Genomic DNA, 17,516 nt, shown 5'->3' with positions numbered 1-17,516 from the left:
CCCGCGAGGTCTACCGCGCTCTGACCGCCACACCAACCGAACGAATCACCCAAACCGACCTCGCTCCTGCAGCTTGACAAGCATAGGAGCATCCACGGACCTCAGGAGCAGACAGTGACCGACGCCCACACCGCCGGACCGTTCATCGCCGCCATCGACCAGGGCACGACCTCGTCCCGCTGCATCGTCTTCGACCGGGACGGCCGGATCGTCTCCGTCGACCAGAAGGAACACGAGCAGATCTTCCCCAAGCCGGGCTGGGTCGAGCACGACGCCGCCGAGATCTGGACCAACGTCCAGGAGGTCGTCGCCGGTGCCGTCGAGAAGGCCGGCATCACCCGCGACGACATCAAGGCCATCGGCATCACCAACCAGCGCGAGACCACCGTGCTGTGGGACAAGAACACCGGTGAGCCCGTCCACAACGCCATCGTCTGGCAGGACACCCGCACCGACGCCCTCTGCCGCGAGCTGGGCCGCAACGTCGGCCAGGACCGCTTCCGCCGCGAGACCGGCCTGCCGCTGGCCTCCTACTTCGCCGGCCCCAAGGCCCGCTGGCTGCTCGACAACGTCGAGGGCCTGCGCGAGCGCGCCGAGGCGGGCGACATCCTCTTCGGCACCATGGACACCTGGGTCATCTGGAACCTGACCGGCGGTGTCGAGGGCGGACAGCACGTCACCGACGTCACCAACGCCTCCCGCACCCTCCTGATGAACCTGCACGACATGGAGTGGGACGAGCGGATCGCCGAGTCCATCGGCGTGCCGACGGGGATCCTGCCCGAGATCCGCTCCTCCGCCGAGGTCTACGGCGAGATCAAGGGCGGCCGGCTGGGCGACCTGCTCGGCGGCATCCCGGTCGCCTCCGCGCTCGGCGACCAGCAGGCCGCGCTGTTCGGCCAGACCTGTTTCGCCGAGGGCGAGACCAAGTCGACGTACGGCACCGGCACCTTCATGGTGATGAACACCGGCGACAAGATCATCAACTCCTACAGCGGGCTGCTGACCACGGTCGGCTACCAGATCGGCGACCAGAAGCCGGTCTACGCCCTGGAGGGCTCGATCGCCGTCACCGGCTCCCTGGTGCAGTGGATGCGCGACCAGATGGGCCTGATCTCCACCGCCGCCGAGATCGAGACGCTGGCGCTGTCGGTGGAGGACAATGGAGGCGCGTACTTCGTACCGGCCTTCTCCGGGCTGTTCGCCCCGTACTGGCGCTCCGACGCCCGCGGCGTGATCGCCGGCCTCACCCGGTACGTCACCAAGGCGCACCTCGCGCGCGCCGTCCTGGAGGCCACCGCCTGGCAGACGCGGGAGATCGCGGACGCCATGACCAAGGACTCCGGCGTCGAGCTGACGGCGCTGAAGGTCGACGGCGGCATGACCTCCAACAACCTGCTGATGCAGACGCTCTCGGACTTCCTGGACGCCCCCGTGGTGCGCCCGATGGTGGCCGAGACCACCTGCCTCGGCGCCGCCTACGCCGCCGGTCTCGCCGTCGGCTTCTGGGCCTCCACCGACGACCTGCGCCAGAACTGGCGCCGGGCCGCCGAATGGACCCCCCGCATGGACGCGGACACCCGCGACCGTGAGTACAAGAGCTGGCTCAAGGCCGTCGAGCGGACCATGGGCTGGATCGCCGAAGAAAGCTGACGAGGAGTAAGAACCACCATGACCAGTCAGTCCACCCTGCAGTCCGTGCCTGCCCTGGGGACGCACCCGGCCTCCGGCTCGAACCCGAGCCGGGCCGAGACCCGGGAGCAGCTCTCCAAGGCGACGTACGACCTCCTCGTGATCGGCGGCGGCATCCTGGGCATCTCCACCGCCTGGCACGCCGCGCAGTCCGGCCTCAGGGTGGCCCTGGTCGACGCCGGCGACTGGGCCGGCGCCACCTCCTCCGCCTCCTCCAAGCTGCTCCACGGGGGTCTGCGCTACCTGCAGACCGGCGCGGTGAAGCTGGTGGCGGAGAACCACTTCGAGCGCCGTGCGGTCTCCCGCCAGGTGGCCCCCCACCTGGCGAACCCGCTCACCTTCTACCTCCCCGTGTACAAGGGCGGCCCGCACGGCGCGGCGAAGCTCGGGGCGGGCGTGTTCGCCTACTCCGCGCTCTCCGCGTTCGGTGACGGCGTGGGCCACCTGCTCAGCCCGGCGAAGGCCGCGCAGGACGTGCCCGAGCTGCGCACCGAGAACCTCAAGGCCGTGGCCGTGTACGGCGACGACCAGATGAACGACGCGCGCATGGCGCTCATGACGGTGCGCGCGGCCGTCGAGGCGGGCGCGGTGGTCCTCAACCACGCCGAGGTCACCGGGCTGCGCTTCACCAAGGGACGGGTCACCGGCGCCGAGCTGAAGGACCGGCTCTCCGGCGACGAGTTCGGGGTGGACGCCCGGCTGGTGCTGAACGCGACCGGCCCGTGGGTCGACCACCTGCGCAAGCTGGAGGACCCGAACGCGGCGCCGTCCATCCGCCTGTCCAAGGGCGCCCACCTGGTCCTCAAGCGCACCGCGCCGTGGAAGGCCGCGCTGGCGACCCCCATCGACAAGTACCGCATCACCTTCGCCCTCCCCTGGGAGGACATGCTGCTGCTCGGTACCACCGACGAGGAGTACGAGGGCGACCCGGCCGACGTCGCGGTCAACGACAAGGACGTCGCCCAGATACTCGACGAGGCCGCGTTCTCCATCCGCGACCAGCAGCTCGACCGTGACCTGATCACCTACGCGTTCGCGGGCCTGAGGGTGCTGCCCGGCGGCCCCGGCGACACCGCCAAGGCCAAGCGCGAGACCGTGGTTACCGAGGGCAAGGGCGGCATGCTGTCCGTCGCGGGCGGCAAGTGGACGACGTTCCGGCACATCGGGCGCACCGTGATGAAGAAGCTGGAGTCGCTGCCGGGTCACCCGCTGGGCGACGACTTCGAGCCGATCTCCACGCTGCCGAAGAAGCTTCCGCTGCCGGGCATCGCCAACCCGCGCGCGGTCGCGCACCGGCTGCTGGTGGACCGCCCGGCGCCCGGCCCGCGCATGGCCGCCGACACCGCCCGGCACCTGGCCACGCACTACGGCTCGCTGGCCCTGGACATCGCCCGGCTGGCCAACGAGAACCCGGAGCTGGGCGAGCGGGTCCACCCGGACGCCCCGGAGATCTGGGCACAGGTCGTCTGGGCCCGCGACCACGAGTGGGCCGAGACCCCCGACGACGTGCTGCGCCGCCGCACGACGCTGACGATCCGCGGCCTGGCCACGGACGAGGTCCGCGCGAAGGTCCAGGACGTGCTCGACGGGAAGTAGGCAGCGCCGGCGGACAGGCGTGCCGCGGGCGGGCGGCGGGGGCGGTCACCGCAGTACGGGACCCCCGCCGCCCGCCGCCGCCTGCCGCCGTCTGTCCGGGAGTTCTGCCCGGGCCGTGGCGCGGGGGTCCGGTCGCATAATGGCCGGCGAGACATCCCATGTCTTGAGACATCCCGTGTCCCCGGGGCGGCAGGAGGCCGAGCATGGCAGTGACCGACGAGGCGATCGAGAAGATCAAGGGGATGATCGTCTCCGGCGCGCTGCGGCCCGGCGACCGGCTGCCCAAGGAGAGCGAACTGGCCGCCGGTCTGGGGCTGTCGCGCAACTCCCTGCGGGAGGCGGTGCGCGCGCTGTCGCTGATGCGGATCCTGGACGTGCGGCAGGGCGACGGCACGTACGTCACCAGCCTGGACCCGCAACTCCTGCTGGAGGCGCTGAGTTTCGTCGTCGACTTCCACCGCGACGACACGGTGCTGGAGTTCCTGGCCGTGCGCCGCATCCTGGAGCCGGCCGCGACCGCGCTGGCCGCCTCGCGCATCGACGAGCGGCGACTGAGCGCGCTGGACGCCCAGTTGGACGCGCTCGGCGGCAGTCCGTCAGTGGAGGAACTGGTCGCCGCCGACCTGGAGTTCCACCGGGGCATCGTGGGCAGCTCGGGCAACTCGGTGCTGTGTTCCCTGCTCGACGGGTTGTCCGGGCCCACCACGCGGGCCCGGATCTGGCGCGGCCTGACCCAGGAGGACGCCGTCGGCCGCACCCTGCGCGAGCACCGGGCGATCCTCGGCGCGCTGCGCGACCGGGACGCCGAGGCGGCCCGTTCCTGGGCGACGGTGCACATCGCGAGCGTCGAGCAGTGGCTGCGCTCGACGCTGTGACGCCGGGCAGCCGTCGGAGGTGTGGGCGGCGCTCCGGGCGGGGCGGGACACGCAGACGATCATGTGTGTTCGAGTGCCTCGGACGGGGCAGTGATGCGTTCACTCCCCCGTGCAAGGGGGTCGCGGTCGCCCCCGTCGAACGCCGTAAGGTTGGTGGGTCAAGCGAGGGCACGTCGGAAGGAGGCGCTGGGTGATCGAGCTCGAGGGGGTTCCCGAGCTGATCGACCCGGTCATGGTGGCCGCGTTCGAGGGCTGGAACGATGCCGGCGACGCCGCCTCCACCGCGGTCGCGCATCTGGAGAGGGAGTGGAAGGGCGAGGTGTTCGCGGCGCTGGACGCCGAGGACTACTACGACTTCCAGGTGAACCGCCCCACCGTGTTCATGGAAGACGGTGTGCGGAAGATCACTTGGCCGACGACCAGACTGTCGGTGGTCCGGATCGGCGGGGACAAACCGCGCGATCTGGTCCTGGTGCGCGGGATCGAACCGTCCATGCGCTGGCGCTCGTTCTGCAACGAACTGCTCGGCTTCGCCCATGAGCTGGGCGTGGAGCTGGTGGTCGTCCTGGGCGCCCTGCTCGGCGACACCCCGCACACGCGCCCGGTCCCGATCAGCGGGACGACGTCCGACGCGGACCTGGCCCGCCGGATGGACCTGGAGGAGACCAAGTACGAGGGCCCGACGGGCATCGTGGGCGTCCTTCAGGAGGCCTGCACGCACGCGGGTGTCCCGGCGGTCTCCCTGTGGGCCGCGGTCCCGCACTACGTGTCGCAGCCGCCCAACCCGAAGGCCACGCTGGCGCTGCTCAACCGTCTCGAGGACCTGCTCGACCTGCGGATCCCGCTGGGCGAGCTGCCGGAGGACGCGCGGGCCTGGCAGGTGGGCGTGGACCAGCTGGCCGCCGAGGACACCGAGGTCGCCGAGTACGTCCAGACGCTGGAGGAGGCCCGGGACACCGCGGAGCTGCCGGAGGCGTCGGGCGAGGCGATCGCCCGCGAGTTCGAGCGGTACCTGCGGCGCCGGGACGGCGGCGGCCCCTCCGCCGGCGGGCACGCGACGGCGGACGGCGGCGAGGGCGGCTCGTTCCTGCGGGACGGCCCCGGCGGGCGCACCCGGCCGCCGAAGCCGCCGCGCTCCGAGGCGGAGACCGACGGCGCGGACGCCGGGAACGACGCGGACGACGGGAACGGCGGGGGCGCCGAGCCGGGAGACGACCCGCCGGGCGCACCCGGTTCGTCCGACCCGGAGCAGTGAACGGATCAGGGGCGGTGCGCGGCTCGCGCACCGCCCCTGACGTGCGTACGGGTGATGTCCGTACGAGGGCCGGACGTACGGGTCAGACGGCCACGCCCAGCAGGGCGTCCAGGGCGCGCGAGACCAGGCCCGGGGCGCCGGCGTCCGTGCCGCCCCGCTCCTGCTGGAGCGCGGCCCAGCGGTCGACGGCGGCGAGCGCGGCCGGGGCGTTCAGGTCGTCGGCGAGGGCGTCGCGGATCTCCTCCACGAGCGCCTCGGCGGACGGGCCGTCGGGCCGGGAGACGGCCGCGCGCCAGCGGTCCAGCCGCGCGACGGCGTCCTGGAGCACCTGGTCGGTCCACTCCCAGTCGGAGCGGTAGTGGTGGGCGAGCAGGGCGAGCCGGATGGCGGCCGGGTCCACGCCGTCGCGCCGCAGCTGTGACACGAAGACGAGGTTGCCCTTGGACTTGGACATCTTCGCGCCGTCCAGCGCGACCATGCCGGCGTGGACGTACGCCTTGGCCATGGGGAACTCGCCGGTGAGCACCTGGGCGTGCGAGGCGCCCATCTCGTGGTGCGGGAAGGCCAGGTCGGAGCCGCCGCCCTGGACGTCGAAGCCCATGCCGAGGTGGTCGAGGGCGATGGCCACGCACTCGATGTGCCAGCCGGGCCGGCCACGGCCGAGGGAGGCGCCGTCCCAGCTGGGTTCGCCGTCACGGGCCGCCATCCACAGCATGGGGTCCAGCGGGTTCTTCTTGCCGGGGCGGTCGGGGTCGCCGCCGCGCTCGGCGGACAGCAGCCGCATCGCGGCGGCGTCGAGGTGCGAGACGGCGCCGAAGTGGGGGTCGGACTCGACAGAGAAGTAGACGTCCCCGTCGAGGTCGTAGGCAGCGCCCAGGTCGCGCAGGCGCTCGACCAGCGGGACGATGCCGGGTATCGCCTCCACGGCGCCTATGTAGTGCCGGGGCGGCAGCATCCGCAGGGCGGTCATGTCCTCGCGGAACAGGGACGTCTCCTGCTCGGCCAGCGTCACCCAGTCGACGTCGTCGCGCTGCGCCCGCTCCAGCAGCGGATCGTCGACGTCGGTCACGTTCTGGACGTAATGGACCTGCCGCTTGGTGTCGAGCCACACGCGCTGCACGAGGTCGAACGCGTTGTAGGTCGCCGCGTGACCCATGTGGGTCGCGTCGTACGGCGTGATGCCGCAGACGTAGATACGGGCGACGGGACCGGGGTCGAGGGTGACGAGGCCCCCGGTCGCGGTGTCGTGGATCCTCAGGTCGCGGCCCTGACCAGGCAGGGCGGGGACCTCGGAAGCGGGCCAGGCATGCATGTCATGAGCGTAACCGGACCGCGGTCCCGTCTACGAACCGGATCTCGCAGATGGCCGGTAAGGCGTTCTTGCGGGATCGCGAGGCGTGTGCTGCGCATGCGCCGGGGGTGCCTTGCCGGGGGTGTGCGGGGGTCGCGCACGGGGGCGCGCGGAGGGGGCCACGGGTGCGCTGCCCCGCCCCGCCGGCGCTAGACCGGCGGCCAGGGGATCGCCGGCCATTCGCCCGACGGTTCCGGGTGGACGCCGGTGGTGAGGAGGGCGTCCACGCGCGCGCGGGTGGCGTCGATCTCCGCGGGAGAGATCAGGGCGGTCAGCCGGGTCGCGAGGCCGCCGCCCTCTCCCAGGGCGTCCCTGAGGCCCTTGAGGACGCACAGCGCCTCCTGGGGCAGCGGTTCGCCCGCCCAGCCCCACAGGAGCGTGCGCAGCTTGTTCTCGACGTGGAAGGCGACGCCGTGGTCGATGCCGTACAGCCGGCCGCCGGGGGCGGGCAGCAGGTGGCCGCCCTTGCGGTCGGCGTTGTTGATCACCGCGTCCAGGACTGCCAGCCGCCGCAGCCGCTCGTCGTCGGCGTGCACCAGCAGCGCGGTGCGGTCCTCGCCGACCTCGGCGAAGCCGATCGCCTTCCAGCCGGGCCCCGGCTCCTCCGCGTCCAGCAGGGCGAGCAGTTCGGTGTCGAAGCCCTCGGCCTGCGCGTCGATCCACAGCTGGACCATGCCCTCGCCGTACGGGCCGTCGCGCAGCACGGTGGGCGGCACCAGGCCCCAGCCGGTCGCCTCGGAGACCTCGTAGGCGGCGACCTCGCGGCCTGCCAGGGTGCCGTCGGGGAAGTCCCACAACGGGCGTTCCCCGGCGACCGGCTTGTAGACACAGGACGCCTGGCGGCCCTCGTACGCGACGGTGCACAGGAGCGCCGCGTTGGAGGCCTCACGGATGCGGCCGCGCACGGTCAGCTCGCCCCGGGCGAGCAGTTCGGCGGGGCCCTGGCCGGGCGTCACGCCCCGCGGCGGTATCCGTTCTGGCGCGGGCATACGTGTCCTTCCGGGTCGAGCGGGAGGCTGCACAGCGGGCACGGCGGCCGCCCGGCGTTGACGACGTCGAGCGCGCGCTTGGCGAAGGCCCGCGCCTGCGCGCCGGTGAGCCGGACCCGCAGCATCGGAGGGCCGTTCTCCTCGTCCTGGAGCAGCCGCTCCTCCGCCTCGGCGAGGTCCTCCTCGGACTCGGCGTCGAGTTCGACGAGGGCCTGGGCCTCGACGATCATGCGCTGTTCCTCGCCGTCCCAGGCCAGGGCCATGGTGCCGACCCGGAACTCCTCCTCGACGGGGGTGTCCAGCGGGCCGGTGTCGGAGATCTCGGTGGGGGCGACCGCGGGCACGGCCGCGTTGCCGCCGCTGCGGCGCACGACCTCGTCGAGCAGTTCGTCCATGCGTTCGGCGAGCGCGGCGACCTGGGTCTTCTCCAGGGCCACGCTGGTCACCCGGGGGCCGGCCGTGGCCTGGAGGAAGAACGTACGGCGTCCGGGCAGTCCGACCGTACCGGCCACGAAACGGTCCGGGAGGTCGTAGAGGAACACCTGACGGGACACGTCCTGTCTCCATGGGGATCGGGAAAACGACGGAATCTGTGGGTCGCGGGCGACCGCTTCACCCTACTGCGGCCGACGATCACGGTGCGCCCGCGCCGCCCCCGACCGGTGCGTCGCCGCCCGCGGGCTCCTCGCGCGGCGCCAGCGAGGCGAGGTCGCCGGTGTCGCCGAGGCGCACGAGGAAGGGCCGCAGCCGGGTGTAGCGGATCGCGGTGACCGAACAGGGTTCGACGGAGATCCGCTGGAAGAGGTCGAGGTGGAGCCCGAGCGCCTCGGCGACGAGGGACTTGATGATGTCGCCGTGGGAGCACATCAGGTAGACCGCGTCGGCGCCGTGGTCGCGCTCCACGCGCGCGTTCCACTCGCGCACCGCCTCGGCGGCGCGGGTCTGCATGGCGCGCAGGGACTCGCCGCCGGGGAAGGCCGCGGCGGACGGGTGCGCCTGGACGACCTCCATCAGCGGCTCGTCCTTGAGTTCGGCGAGCTTGCGGCCGGACCAGTCGCCGTAGTGGCACTCCCCGATCCGCTCGTCGGTGTGCGCGCCGAGGCCGGGGCGGGCGTCCAGGAGGGGCTGTACGGTCTCCTGGCAGCGTTGCAGCGGGCTGGTGACCACCTCGGCGATCGGCAGCCCGGCGAGCCGGCCGGGCAGCGCGGCGGCCTGCGCGGTGCCGCGTTCGTCGAGGGCGACGCCGGGTGTCCAGCCGGCGAGCAGTCCCGCGGTGTTCGCGGTCGAACGTCCGTGCCTGAGGAGGATCAGCGTGGGCATGCGGCCAGGGTAGGGGTATACGCGGCCCCGGCGTGGGCCGGGCGAAGGGAGAACACGCTCCGTGATCGTCGACTGTGGCATCTACCGCGGCGGGCACCGCACGGAGGGCCCGGAGGACTTCTCCGACGCCCTGGCCGAGGCACGGGCGGCCGGGGGCTTCGTGTGGGTGGGGCTGCACGAGCCGACCGCGCAGGAGTTCGACCTGGTCAGCCAGGAGTTCGCGCTGCACGCGCTGGCGGTCGAGGACGCCCTGAAGGCGCACCAGCGGCCCAAGCTGGAGGTCTACGACGACTCGCTGTTCGCGGTGCTCAAGCCGGTGGCGTACGAGCCGCAGAGCGACGCCGTCTCGACCGGCGAGATCATGATCTTCCTGGGTGACTCGTTCGTCGTTACTGTGCGTCACGGCGAGGGCGACGGGCTGGCGGGCGTACGGCACCGGCTGGAGCAGGAGCCGGAGATGCTCGGCAAGGGTCCGACGGCCGTGCTGTACGCGATCGCCGACTCGGTCGTCGACCACTACCTGGACGTGGCGACCGAGCTGCAGACGGACCTGGAGGAGCTGGAGGCGGAGGTGTTCTCGCCCGACCGGGGCGGTTCGCGGAACACCGCGTCCCGGATCTACAACTTCAAGCGCCAGATCACCGAGTTCCGGCGCGCGACGGGCCCGCTGGCCCTGCCGATGTCCCGCCTCGGCGGCACCGGGGTGGGCGCGTTCACCGCGACCGTCCCGTTCGTGGACGACTCGGCGCACCCCTTCTTCCGGGACGTCAGCGACCACCTGACCCGGGTGAACGAGTCGGTGGAGGGGTTGGACCGCCTGGTCTCCGACATCCTCTCCGCGCATCTGGCACAGACCAGCGTGCAGCAGAACGACGACATGCGGAAGATCTCCGCGTGGGCGGCCATGGCCGCGATCCCCACGATGATCGCCGGCATCTACGGCATGAACTTCGACCACATGCCCGAGCTGCACTGGCTGTGGTCCTACCCGGCCGTGATCGCGGTGATGGCCGTGCTGGAGGTGCTGCTTTACCGGCAGTTCAAACGGCGGGAGTGGTTGTGAGGGCGCGCTCCGGGGGGCGCTTGGGGGCACCCCCCGCGCGGGGGCGCTCCGGCGTACTCGGGAGTGTCAGGCGTACGCGGGGCGGTCAGGCGTATTCCGGGGCGGGGGACGCGGGGCCGCCGAGTGTGTCGCGCTGCTCGGGCTCCTCGGCGGAAGCATCGTGGGCCGCCTCCCTGCCGGGCCGCCGGAAGCGCCGGGTCGCCGAAAGCGCCCGACCGCCGCAGGGGGACGAGTCAGGTGCGGGCACGGGCGCGGCGCAACACGGGCGGGGGCCGGCTGCGCCGAACGGGGCAGCGGATACCGGCGCGCGGGGCGTAACCCGGCGGGCTCCGGCGCGTTGTTCCCCGTGACGGCCGTGGCGGGGAAGATCCCCCCGAGCCCCCACCACGGCCGCGGAAAGCCCACCGCCTGTGCCGCCCCGCCGCCTCAGGCGAGCCCGGCGCGCTCCAGGGCCTCGGTGCCGGCGCGGAGCGAGGCCAGCCGCTCGTCCAGGGTGAAGCCCGCCGGGGCGAGGGTCAGGGTGGTGACACCGGCGGCCGCGTAGGCCTGCATCCGGTCCGCGATCCGGTCGACAGAACCGAGCAGCGTCGTCCGGTCGATCAGCTCCTCGGGTACGGCGGCCGCCGCGCCCTGCTTGTCTCCGGACAGGTACTTGTCCTGGATCTCCGCCGCCGCGCTCTCGTACCCCATGCGCCGGGCGAGCTGGTTGTAGAAGTTCTGCTTGCGGCTGCCCATGCCGCCGACGTACAGCGCCGTGTACGGGCGGAAGGTGTCGGCGAGCGCGGGGACGTCCTTGTCGTCGCCGAGCGCGAGGGGCACCGTCGGGCAGACGTCGAAGCCGTCCAGCGACAGCCCGGCCTTCTCGCGGCCGGCCCGCAGGTGGCGGATCGCCGTCTCCTCCAGGTGCTCGGCGGAGGGGAAGATGAGCAGGGCGCCGTCGGCGATCTCGCCGGTCTGCTCAAGGTTCTTCGGGCCGATCGCGGCGATGTAGAGCGGGATGTGCTCGCGCTGCGGGTGCACGGTGAGCTTGACGGGCTTGCCGGGGCCGCCGGGCAGCGGCAGCGTCCAGTGCTCGCCGTCGTACGTCAGCCGTTCGCGGGTCATCGCCCTGCGGACGATCTCCACGTACTCGCGGGTGCGGGCGAGCGGCTTGTCGAACTTGACGCCGTACCAGCCCTCGGAGACCTGCGGGCCCGAGACGCCGAGCCCGAGGCGGAACCGGCCGCCGGACAGCGAGTCGAGCGTGGCCGCGGTCATCGCCGTCATCGCGGGCTGCCGAGCGGGGATCTGGAAGATGGCCGAGCCGACGTCGATGCGCTCGGTCTGCGCCGCGACCCAGGTGAGGACGGTGGCCGCGTCCGAGCCGTAGGCCTCCGCCGCCCAGCACACGTCGTAACCGAGCCGGTCCGCCTCCTGCGCCACGGCCAGGTTGTCCGCGTCCATGCCGGCACCCCAGTAGCCGAGGTTGATCCCGAGCCGCATGCCCAATCCCCTTACCCATGAGTAACGTGCCTGTGCGGGAGACCCTAGCGCGGGGCCGGGCAGTGCGGCAGATCGCGGCGGGTGTGACGGCCGCCTCGTCCGGCGCCGGACGGGCGGGGGCGGGTTGTCCACAGGTCACCCACGCCGCATCCGTGGCCAGTAATCTCGGCGTTCATGGAGCAGAGGCATCTCGGCCGTACGGGCCTGCGCGTGTCCCGCATCGGCCTCGGCACCCTCACCTGGGGCCGGGACACCGACGAGCACGACGCCGCGGACATGCTGAAAGCGTTCTGGGAGGCGGGCGGCACCCTCGTCGACACGGCCGACGTGTACGGCGACGGAGAGGCCGAGTACCTGCTCGGGCGGCTCATGGAAGGGCTCGTCCCCCGCCACGACCTGATCGTCTCGACGAAGGCGGGCAGCGTCCCGGACCCCGACCGCCGCTTCGACGGCTCCCGCGGTCATCTGCTGGCGGCCCTGGACGCCTCGCTCACCCGCCTCGGCACGGACTACATCGACGTGTGGCACGTGCACGCGTACGACCCGTACACGCCGCTGGAGGAGACCCTCCAGGCGCTCGACCTGGCCGTGAGCAGCGGCCGGGTGCGCTACGCCGGGGTCTCCAACTTCTGCGGCTGGCAGCTGGCCAAGGCGGCGACCTGGCAACTGGCGGCGCCGGGCACCCGGACCCGGCTGGCGAGCACGCAGATGGAGTACTCGCTGCTGCAACGGGGCGTCGAGCGTGAGGTGCTGCCCGCCGCGCTCGACCTCGGCATCGGCATACTGCCCTCCTCGCCGCTGGGCCGGGGCGTGCTGACCGGCAAGTACCGCGACGGCCTGCCGCCGAACTCGCGGGGCGCCTCGGAGCACCTGGCACCGTTCGTGGAGCCGTACCTGGACGACACGGCCGGCCGCATCGTCGACGCGGTGACCACGGCGGCGGACGGGCTGGCGGTGACCCCGCTCCAGGTCGCGCTCGCCTGGGTCCGGGACCGGCCCGGCGTGACCGCCCCGATCGTCGGCGCGCGCACGGCGCAGCAGCTCACGGCCGCATTGTCAGTGGAGACCCTTAGTCTTCCTGACGAGATCTGCCGGGCGCTCGACGACGTGTCGGCGCCCGTGCACCGCTATCCCGATCACGACTGGAGCACGCTGTGAGCACGGAGCCGGAGACCCCGGAGACCACGGAGAACACCGGGCCGGGGACCTCGGACGGCGTCCCGGACCCGGGGAGCGCGGGCCCGGACCCGGCCGGCACCGAGGTGCAGGGTGCCGACGCGGGCGACGGCGGCACGGACCGGGCGGACGGAGCGGACACGGGCGCTGAAGGCGCCGACGACACCGGCGGGACGGAAGCAGGGGCCGGAGCCGGAGCCGGTCGAAGCGGCGACGGAGCCGAACCGGGGCCCGGGACGCAGGACGGCTCCGACGACGCACGACAGGGCAACCCCGACAGCGGGCAGCACGACGGACCCGACGACGCACGGCAGGCCGACCCCGACAGCGGGCAGCACGACGGACCCGACGACGCACGGCAGGCCGACCCCGACAGCGGGCAGCACGACGGACCCGACGACGCACGGCAGGTGTCCGAGGCCGAGGCCGAGATCGCCGCGCAGCGGATCGAGCGGGAGCGCATCGAGCGGCGCAAGGCGGAGAAGGCGGCGCCGATCGAGAGCGGGACCAAGCTCAGCGGCCGGGCGGCCGATCTGCTCGCCGCGGTGCGGGCCGTGGAGAGCGGCGGGAAACCCGCGGCCGCCGTCTTCGCCGAGCCGGAGCCGGAGGCGGTACGGCGCAGGCCCGCTCCGGAGCCGGTGCGGCGACCGGCGCCCACCCCCGTCGACGCGGCCCGCGCGCCCGCGGCTCCCGCCGTCGGGACCGTCGAGGCCGTGGGCCGGGTGCTGAGCGAGGGCGGTGCCCCGCAGGCGCTCGCCCTCGCGGTCGCCACGGCTCTCGGCGAGAGCGCCGAGGACCGTCTGCGGGCCGACCCCTGGCAGTTGCTCCGCGTCCCCGGGGTGCGGCCCGAGCAGGCCGACGGCTTCGCCCGGGCCCTGCTCGGCGCGGAGTGCGGGCCCGCCGACGAGCGGCGCGGCCGGGCCTTCACGGTCTGGCTCCTGGAGCAGGCGGCACTCGCCGGGCACACCTCGCTCGACGCGCCGGCGCTCACCGCGGCGCTGGCCCAGCGGGGCGTGCCCGACCCGGACGCCGCCCTGCGGGACGCGCTCGCGGAGGGCGAGGCCCTGGTGTTCCAGGACGCGCTGGACGAACCGGGGGCGCCGGCTGCCGGAGGCGCCGGTGAGGACGAAGCCGAGGACGAAGCCGACGGGGAGGCCGGCGAGCGGCGTCCGGTGCGCGTCCTCGTCGGCCTGGAGCGGTACGCGCTCGCCGAGGAGAGCCTCGCCGACGGCCTGGCACGGATCGTCAACTCCGTACCGAAGGAGGACGGCCCGGCCGAGGCCTGGGAGCGGTCCGCCGCCGCGGCCCGGGGTTCCACCGCCGAGCTGATCCGAGCGGTCGCGCGGCACGGCCTGGTGCTGCACACGGGCGGGGAGGCCTCCCGCTGCGAGGCGGCGCGACTGCTCCGGGAGGCGCGCGGTCTCGGGCTGCGGGCGTGGGCCGCCACCCACAGCCCGCTCGGACGGGGCGCGTTCGCCGAGGCGGACGGGCCCGCCGCCGTCACGGTGGCCGGGCTGCTGTCCGGCGCCGAGGGGCCGGGCCGGGACGCGGACGGCGCCTTCGACCTGGACCTCCTCGTCGTGCTCGACGCGCCCCAGCTGGACGTCGAGACGGCGGCGCTGGTCGTGGAGTCACTGCCGGACGGCGCCCGGCTGGTGCTGGCCGGAGACCCCGCGGTGCTGTGGTCCGTGGGCCCCGGGCGCGTCTTCGCGGACCTGCTGGCGGCGCGGATCTGCCCGCACGTCGCCTCGCGGGTGCCGGACCCCGGTCCCCTGGGCGAACTGGTCTCCGGCATCGGCGTCGGTGAGCTGAACCAGGTGGAGGCGCCGGGCAAGGAAGTCGTGATCGTCCCGGTACGGGACGCGGGCGAGGCCGTGCACCGCGCCGTGCAGCTCGTCGCGGACTCGGTGCCGCGGGCGATCGGCGTCCCGGCCGAGCAGACCGTGGTGATCACGCCGGGGCACGGCGGCGCCGCGGGCACCCGCGTGCTCAACGCGGCCCTCAAGGAACGGCTCAATCCGGGCCCCGGCCGCTTCGGCGGCTTCGACCCGGGCGACCGTGTCGCCTACTCCCCCGCCCCCGGCCGCACGCTGCCCGGCCAGGTGGTGAAGGCCGACGCCGACGGACTGCACCTGTCGTGCGCGGGCGTGCCGGTGGTCGTCCCGAGGGAACGGGTGGACGGCTGCGTACGGCACGGGTGGGCGCTGACCGCGCACCAGGCCGTGGGCGGCCGGTGGCCCGCGGCGGTCGTGGTGCTGCCCGGGGACGCCGCGCAGGCGCTCAGCCGTCCGTGGGTCTACACCGCGTTCGGCCGGGCCGAGCGCCACCTGTCGGTGGTGCACGGTATGGAGCAGGCGCTCCCCAGGGCCGTGGCCGAGGTTCCGGCCAAGCCGCGCACGACACGGTTGCCCGCGCTGCTGGCCCCGCAGGCCCAGGACGGGTCCCGGCCCCAGTCCTGGTAGCGGCAGGCCTGCCAGGGCGGGTCCCGGCCCCGGCCCCAGTGGCGGCAGGCCCAGGGCGGGCCCCGGTACTGGCCCTCGCTGGTGCTGTGACCGGGGCGGGACCCGGCACCCCGGTAGGCCCGGGCACGTCAGCGGTCGGTCGCGTCCAGTGGCTCCAGGTCCTCGTCGTCCTGCTCGTCGAGGCCGGAACCGAGGTCGTCCTCGTCGAGGTCGGATTCGAGGTCGTCGGCGTCCTCGTCGTCCGCCGGCTCCTCGTCGCCCGCCAGGTCGTCGTCCTCGTCCTCGTCCAGCTCGTCGTCGAAGACCGCGCTGACGTCGAAACGGCAGACCACACGTTCCGGGTCGACCTGATCGAACGGTGATTCGAGCCAGTCGCCCGGATCGGCGGGCTCGTCGGCCGCCGTGACCCAGAGGGTGGAGTCGGCCTCCTCCAGGCCGAACTCCTTGTGCCGGGAAGCGATCTCGTCGGGTTCGAACTCGCCGAACAGCACACCGAGCGCCCCGTGCACCGTGTCGGAGGTGCCCGCGCCCATGCCGGTGCCCGTCTCGGCGTCCGCGGCCTCCACCCGCCCGGCCTGGGCCAGCAGCCGCTGCGGCTCGGCCACGGCGTAGTCGCGGCGGATCAGGACACTGATCGCGTTCGGCTCCTCGGGGCCGGTGTACGGCGGCAGCGCGTCGTCGCCGGGGATCTCGAAGGGCGTGACCTCGTCGTAGTGGTCGTAGAGCAGCTCGTCGTACGCCTCTGCGGCCGCGGCCAGCTGGTTGAACGCTTCGTAGACGGCCGGGTCGTCGTCCCCCGACCTGCGTTCGACCGCCGCCAGGTGACGGTCCAGCGCGGTCTTGACCGCCTCGGCGGCGGCGCGTACCTCGGCAGCGGTGGGCTGCGCAGCATCAGACATAGTGCAGACGCTATCCGTACCGGGCCCCAGCCCGCACAATAGATGCGATGCCGGAATACGAATTTGTCGACGTGTTCGTCCCGCGCGGGGTGTCCCGCAAGGAGACGACGCGTCTGCTGACGGACCACGCCGAGTACGGACACTGGGAGTTGTACCGCCTGAGCCTGCTGCGCGACGGCAGCCGCAGGGTGCGGTTGCGCCGGCGGATCATCCGCCAGGTGCGAGCCACGTGGTGAGCTGAGGCTCCCGGCCCAGCGGGCCCCGCCGACGCGGGGCCCGCTGGGTCGTGCGCGCGTGACCGTTCACCGGACGCTCCCCTGCCCGACTACCGGGGGTGAGGCGCCGGTTGCCGGATCAGGCCGAGGCGCGCGCCCTGCGGAACAGCACGGCACCCGCCAGCAGCGCGCCCGCGCCGACCGGCAGGGCGAGCCCCAGGGGCAGTTCGCTGCCGGTGTGGGCGAGTTGACCGCTGCCGCGGGGTGCGGTGACGGTCTGCGTGCCGGGGTGGTTGACGTGCACCGCCCCGCCGGGCGTCCGGCCTCCCGGGGCGGGCGGAATGGTGGGCGTACCCGGGTGGCCGGGGGTGCCGGGCGTGCCGGGGTGACCAGGCGTGCCAGGGTGACCGGGCGTGCCGGGGTGACCGGGGGTACCCGGAGTGCCGGGGTGACCTGGGTGACCCGGGTGACCGGGGTGACCTGGGTGACCCGGGTGGCCGGGCGGGTTGCCGTGGCCGCCGCCCGGAGGCATGTGGTTTCCGCCGCCCGTGTTCGCGCACGTGTTGCCCAGCGCCGCGTTGCCCACGCCGATCACGTCGACGCTGTTGCCGCAGACGTTCACGGGGACGTCCACCGGCACCTGGACGGTGTTGCCGGAGCCGACGCCCGGCGATCCCCCGGTGTGCCCGCCGGCCTGCGCGCCACCGCCGGGGCCGCCGTGCCCCTTCCCGCCGTGGCCCTTCCCCCCGTGCCCGTGGCCGGAGGCACCGCCGCCACCGACATCGGCGCACTTGTTGCCCACCGCCGGGTTGAGCACCCCGACGACGTTGACGGTGTTGCCGCAGACGTTCACGGGCACGTGCACCGGCACCTGGACGGTGTTGCCGGACAGCACGCCCGGCGAGCCGGCCGCCGCGCCGGCGGCGCCCGCGTCGGCGTACGCGGCACCGCTCGCCGCGGCGATCACGCCGGTGGCGGCGGCCACGGTCATCAGGCCCTTGCGGGTGACCTGTCGCATTTTGCTGAATCCCTGCTCTCGACCTTTTCGAAGCTTCCGGAACGCGCTCTTCGCGAACGGGCGGGAAATGCACCGTCACCGTCACGGCCGCGCGCGAAAACCGGTCGGCCCCGGAGCGCATGG

At 73.5% G+C, this 17,516-nt stretch carries 15 protein-coding genes; 8 read left to right on the top strand and 7 right to left on the bottom strand.

Features of this window, described 5'->3' with window-relative positions; all coding sequences use genetic code 11:
- The first annotated feature begins 114 nt into the window (after nucleotides 1-114).
- The 4 genes from glpK to ACFC02_RS36550 all read left to right on the top strand — a co-directional run bounded on the left by glpK (nucleotide 115) and on the right by ACFC02_RS36550 (nucleotide 5,418).
- On the top strand, nucleotides 115-1,653 hold the full coding sequence (gene glpK, locus ACFC02_RS36565) for a glycerol kinase GlpK (protein ID WP_360965708.1): 1,539 nt from the start codon (nucleotides 115-117) through the stop codon (nucleotides 1,651-1,653).
- 18 nt (nucleotides 1,654-1,671) lie between these two features.
- Nucleotides 1,672-3,288 carry an FAD-dependent oxidoreductase gene (locus tag ACFC02_RS36560; RefSeq protein WP_376366545.1) on the top strand — a complete coding sequence of 539 codons (1,617 nt, stop codon included), beginning with the start codon at nucleotides 1,672-1,674 and terminating at the stop codon, nucleotides 3,286-3,288.
- Nucleotides 3,289-3,491: 203 nt separating this feature from the next.
- Nucleotides 3,492-4,163 carry a FadR/GntR family transcriptional regulator gene (locus ACFC02_RS36555; protein ID WP_376366544.1) on the top strand — a complete coding sequence of 224 codons (672 nt, stop codon included), beginning with the start codon at nucleotides 3,492-3,494 and terminating at the stop codon, nucleotides 4,161-4,163.
- A 190-nt stretch (nucleotides 4,164-4,353) separates the two neighbouring features.
- A complete protein-coding gene (locus ACFC02_RS36550; protein WP_376366542.1) occupies nucleotides 4,354-5,418 on the top strand; it encodes a PAC2 family protein in 1,065 nt (354 codons plus the stop codon).
- An 82-nt stretch (nucleotides 5,419-5,500) separates the two neighbouring features.
- On the opposite strand, the gene mshC is transcribed toward ACFC02_RS36550, so the two are convergent.
- The 4 genes from mshC to ACFC02_RS36530 form a co-directional block, all read right to left on the bottom strand.
- Complete coding sequence (gene mshC / locus ACFC02_RS36545) at nucleotides 5,501-6,730, bottom strand: cysteine--1-D-myo-inosityl 2-amino-2-deoxy-alpha-D-glucopyranoside ligase (protein ID WP_376366540.1); 1,230 nt, start codon at nucleotides 6,728-6,730, stop codon at nucleotides 5,501-5,503.
- Between the two features lie 188 nt (nucleotides 6,731-6,918).
- Nucleotides 6,919-7,758 (bottom strand): SCO1664 family protein, encoded by an 840-nt coding sequence (locus ACFC02_RS36540; RefSeq protein ID WP_376366538.1) that lies wholly within the window; start codon nucleotides 7,756-7,758, stop codon nucleotides 6,919-6,921.
- Nucleotides 7,722-8,312 carry a DUF3090 domain-containing protein gene (locus ACFC02_RS36535; RefSeq protein ID WP_360965726.1) on the bottom strand — a complete coding sequence of 197 codons (591 nt, stop codon included), beginning with the start codon at nucleotides 8,310-8,312 and terminating at the stop codon, nucleotides 7,722-7,724. Before ACFC02_RS36535 ends, ACFC02_RS36540 begins: the two co-directional genes overlap by 37 nt.
- Nucleotides 8,313-8,391: 79 nt before the next feature.
- Nucleotides 8,392-9,078 carry a histidine phosphatase family protein gene (locus ACFC02_RS36530; RefSeq protein WP_376366535.1) on the bottom strand — a complete coding sequence of 229 codons (687 nt, stop codon included), beginning with the start codon at nucleotides 9,076-9,078 and terminating at the stop codon, nucleotides 8,392-8,394.
- A gap of 61 nt (nucleotides 9,079-9,139) precedes the next feature.
- Here ACFC02_RS36530 and ACFC02_RS36525 point away from each other — a divergent pair, with 61 nt between their 5' ends.
- A complete protein-coding gene (locus ACFC02_RS36525; RefSeq protein WP_376366533.1) occupies nucleotides 9,140-10,141 on the top strand; it encodes a magnesium and cobalt transport protein CorA in 1,002 nt (333 codons plus the stop codon).
- Nucleotides 10,142-10,567: 426 nt separating this feature from the next.
- On the opposite strand, the gene ACFC02_RS36520 is transcribed toward ACFC02_RS36525, so the two are convergent.
- Nucleotides 10,568-11,623, bottom strand: a complete 1,056-nt coding sequence (locus ACFC02_RS36520) for an LLM class F420-dependent oxidoreductase (protein ID WP_376366532.1) — start codon at nucleotides 11,621-11,623, stop codon at nucleotides 10,568-10,570.
- 174 nt (nucleotides 11,624-11,797) lie between these two features.
- Between ACFC02_RS36520 and ACFC02_RS36515 the strand changes: the two genes are divergently transcribed.
- Together ACFC02_RS36515 and ACFC02_RS36510 are read left to right on the top strand one after the other, a co-directional pair.
- A complete protein-coding gene (locus ACFC02_RS36515; protein ID WP_376366530.1) occupies nucleotides 11,798-12,781 on the top strand; it encodes an aldo/keto reductase in 984 nt (327 codons plus the stop codon).
- The gene (locus ACFC02_RS36510; protein WP_376366528.1) at nucleotides 12,778-15,261 is read left to right on the top strand and encodes a helix-hairpin-helix domain-containing protein; all 2,484 of its coding nucleotides are present in this window, start codon (nucleotides 12,778-12,780) and stop codon (nucleotides 15,259-15,261) included. Before ACFC02_RS36515 ends, ACFC02_RS36510 begins: the two co-directional genes overlap by 4 nt.
- A 128-nt stretch (nucleotides 15,262-15,389) precedes the next feature.
- On the opposite strand, the gene ACFC02_RS36505 is transcribed toward ACFC02_RS36510, so the two are convergent.
- Entirely contained in the window at nucleotides 15,390-16,160 is a 771-nt protein-coding gene (locus ACFC02_RS36505; RefSeq protein ID WP_376366526.1) for a hypothetical protein, read from the bottom strand.
- 47 nt (nucleotides 16,161-16,207) lie between these two features.
- On the opposite strand from ACFC02_RS36505, the gene ACFC02_RS36500 reads away from it, so the two are divergent.
- Nucleotides 16,208-16,396 (top strand): DUF5703 family protein, encoded by a 189-nt coding sequence (locus ACFC02_RS36500; RefSeq protein ID WP_037859559.1) that lies wholly within the window; start codon nucleotides 16,208-16,210, stop codon nucleotides 16,394-16,396.
- A gap of 118 nt (nucleotides 16,397-16,514) precedes the next feature.
- On the opposite strand, the gene ACFC02_RS36495 is transcribed toward ACFC02_RS36500, so the two are convergent.
- Nucleotides 16,515-17,393 (bottom strand): chaplin, encoded by an 879-nt coding sequence (locus tag ACFC02_RS36495; protein WP_376366524.1) that lies wholly within the window; start codon nucleotides 17,391-17,393, stop codon nucleotides 16,515-16,517.
- Between the last annotated feature and the right edge of the window lie 123 nt (nucleotides 17,394-17,516).

This window comes from Streptomyces sp. NPDC056160, from assembly GCF_042268205.1.
GTDB lineage: Bacteria > Actinomycetota > Actinomycetes > Streptomycetales > Streptomycetaceae > Streptomyces.
Note: the sequence above shows the minus strand (reverse complement) of the source record. Positions and strands in the feature narration are given on the sequence as shown.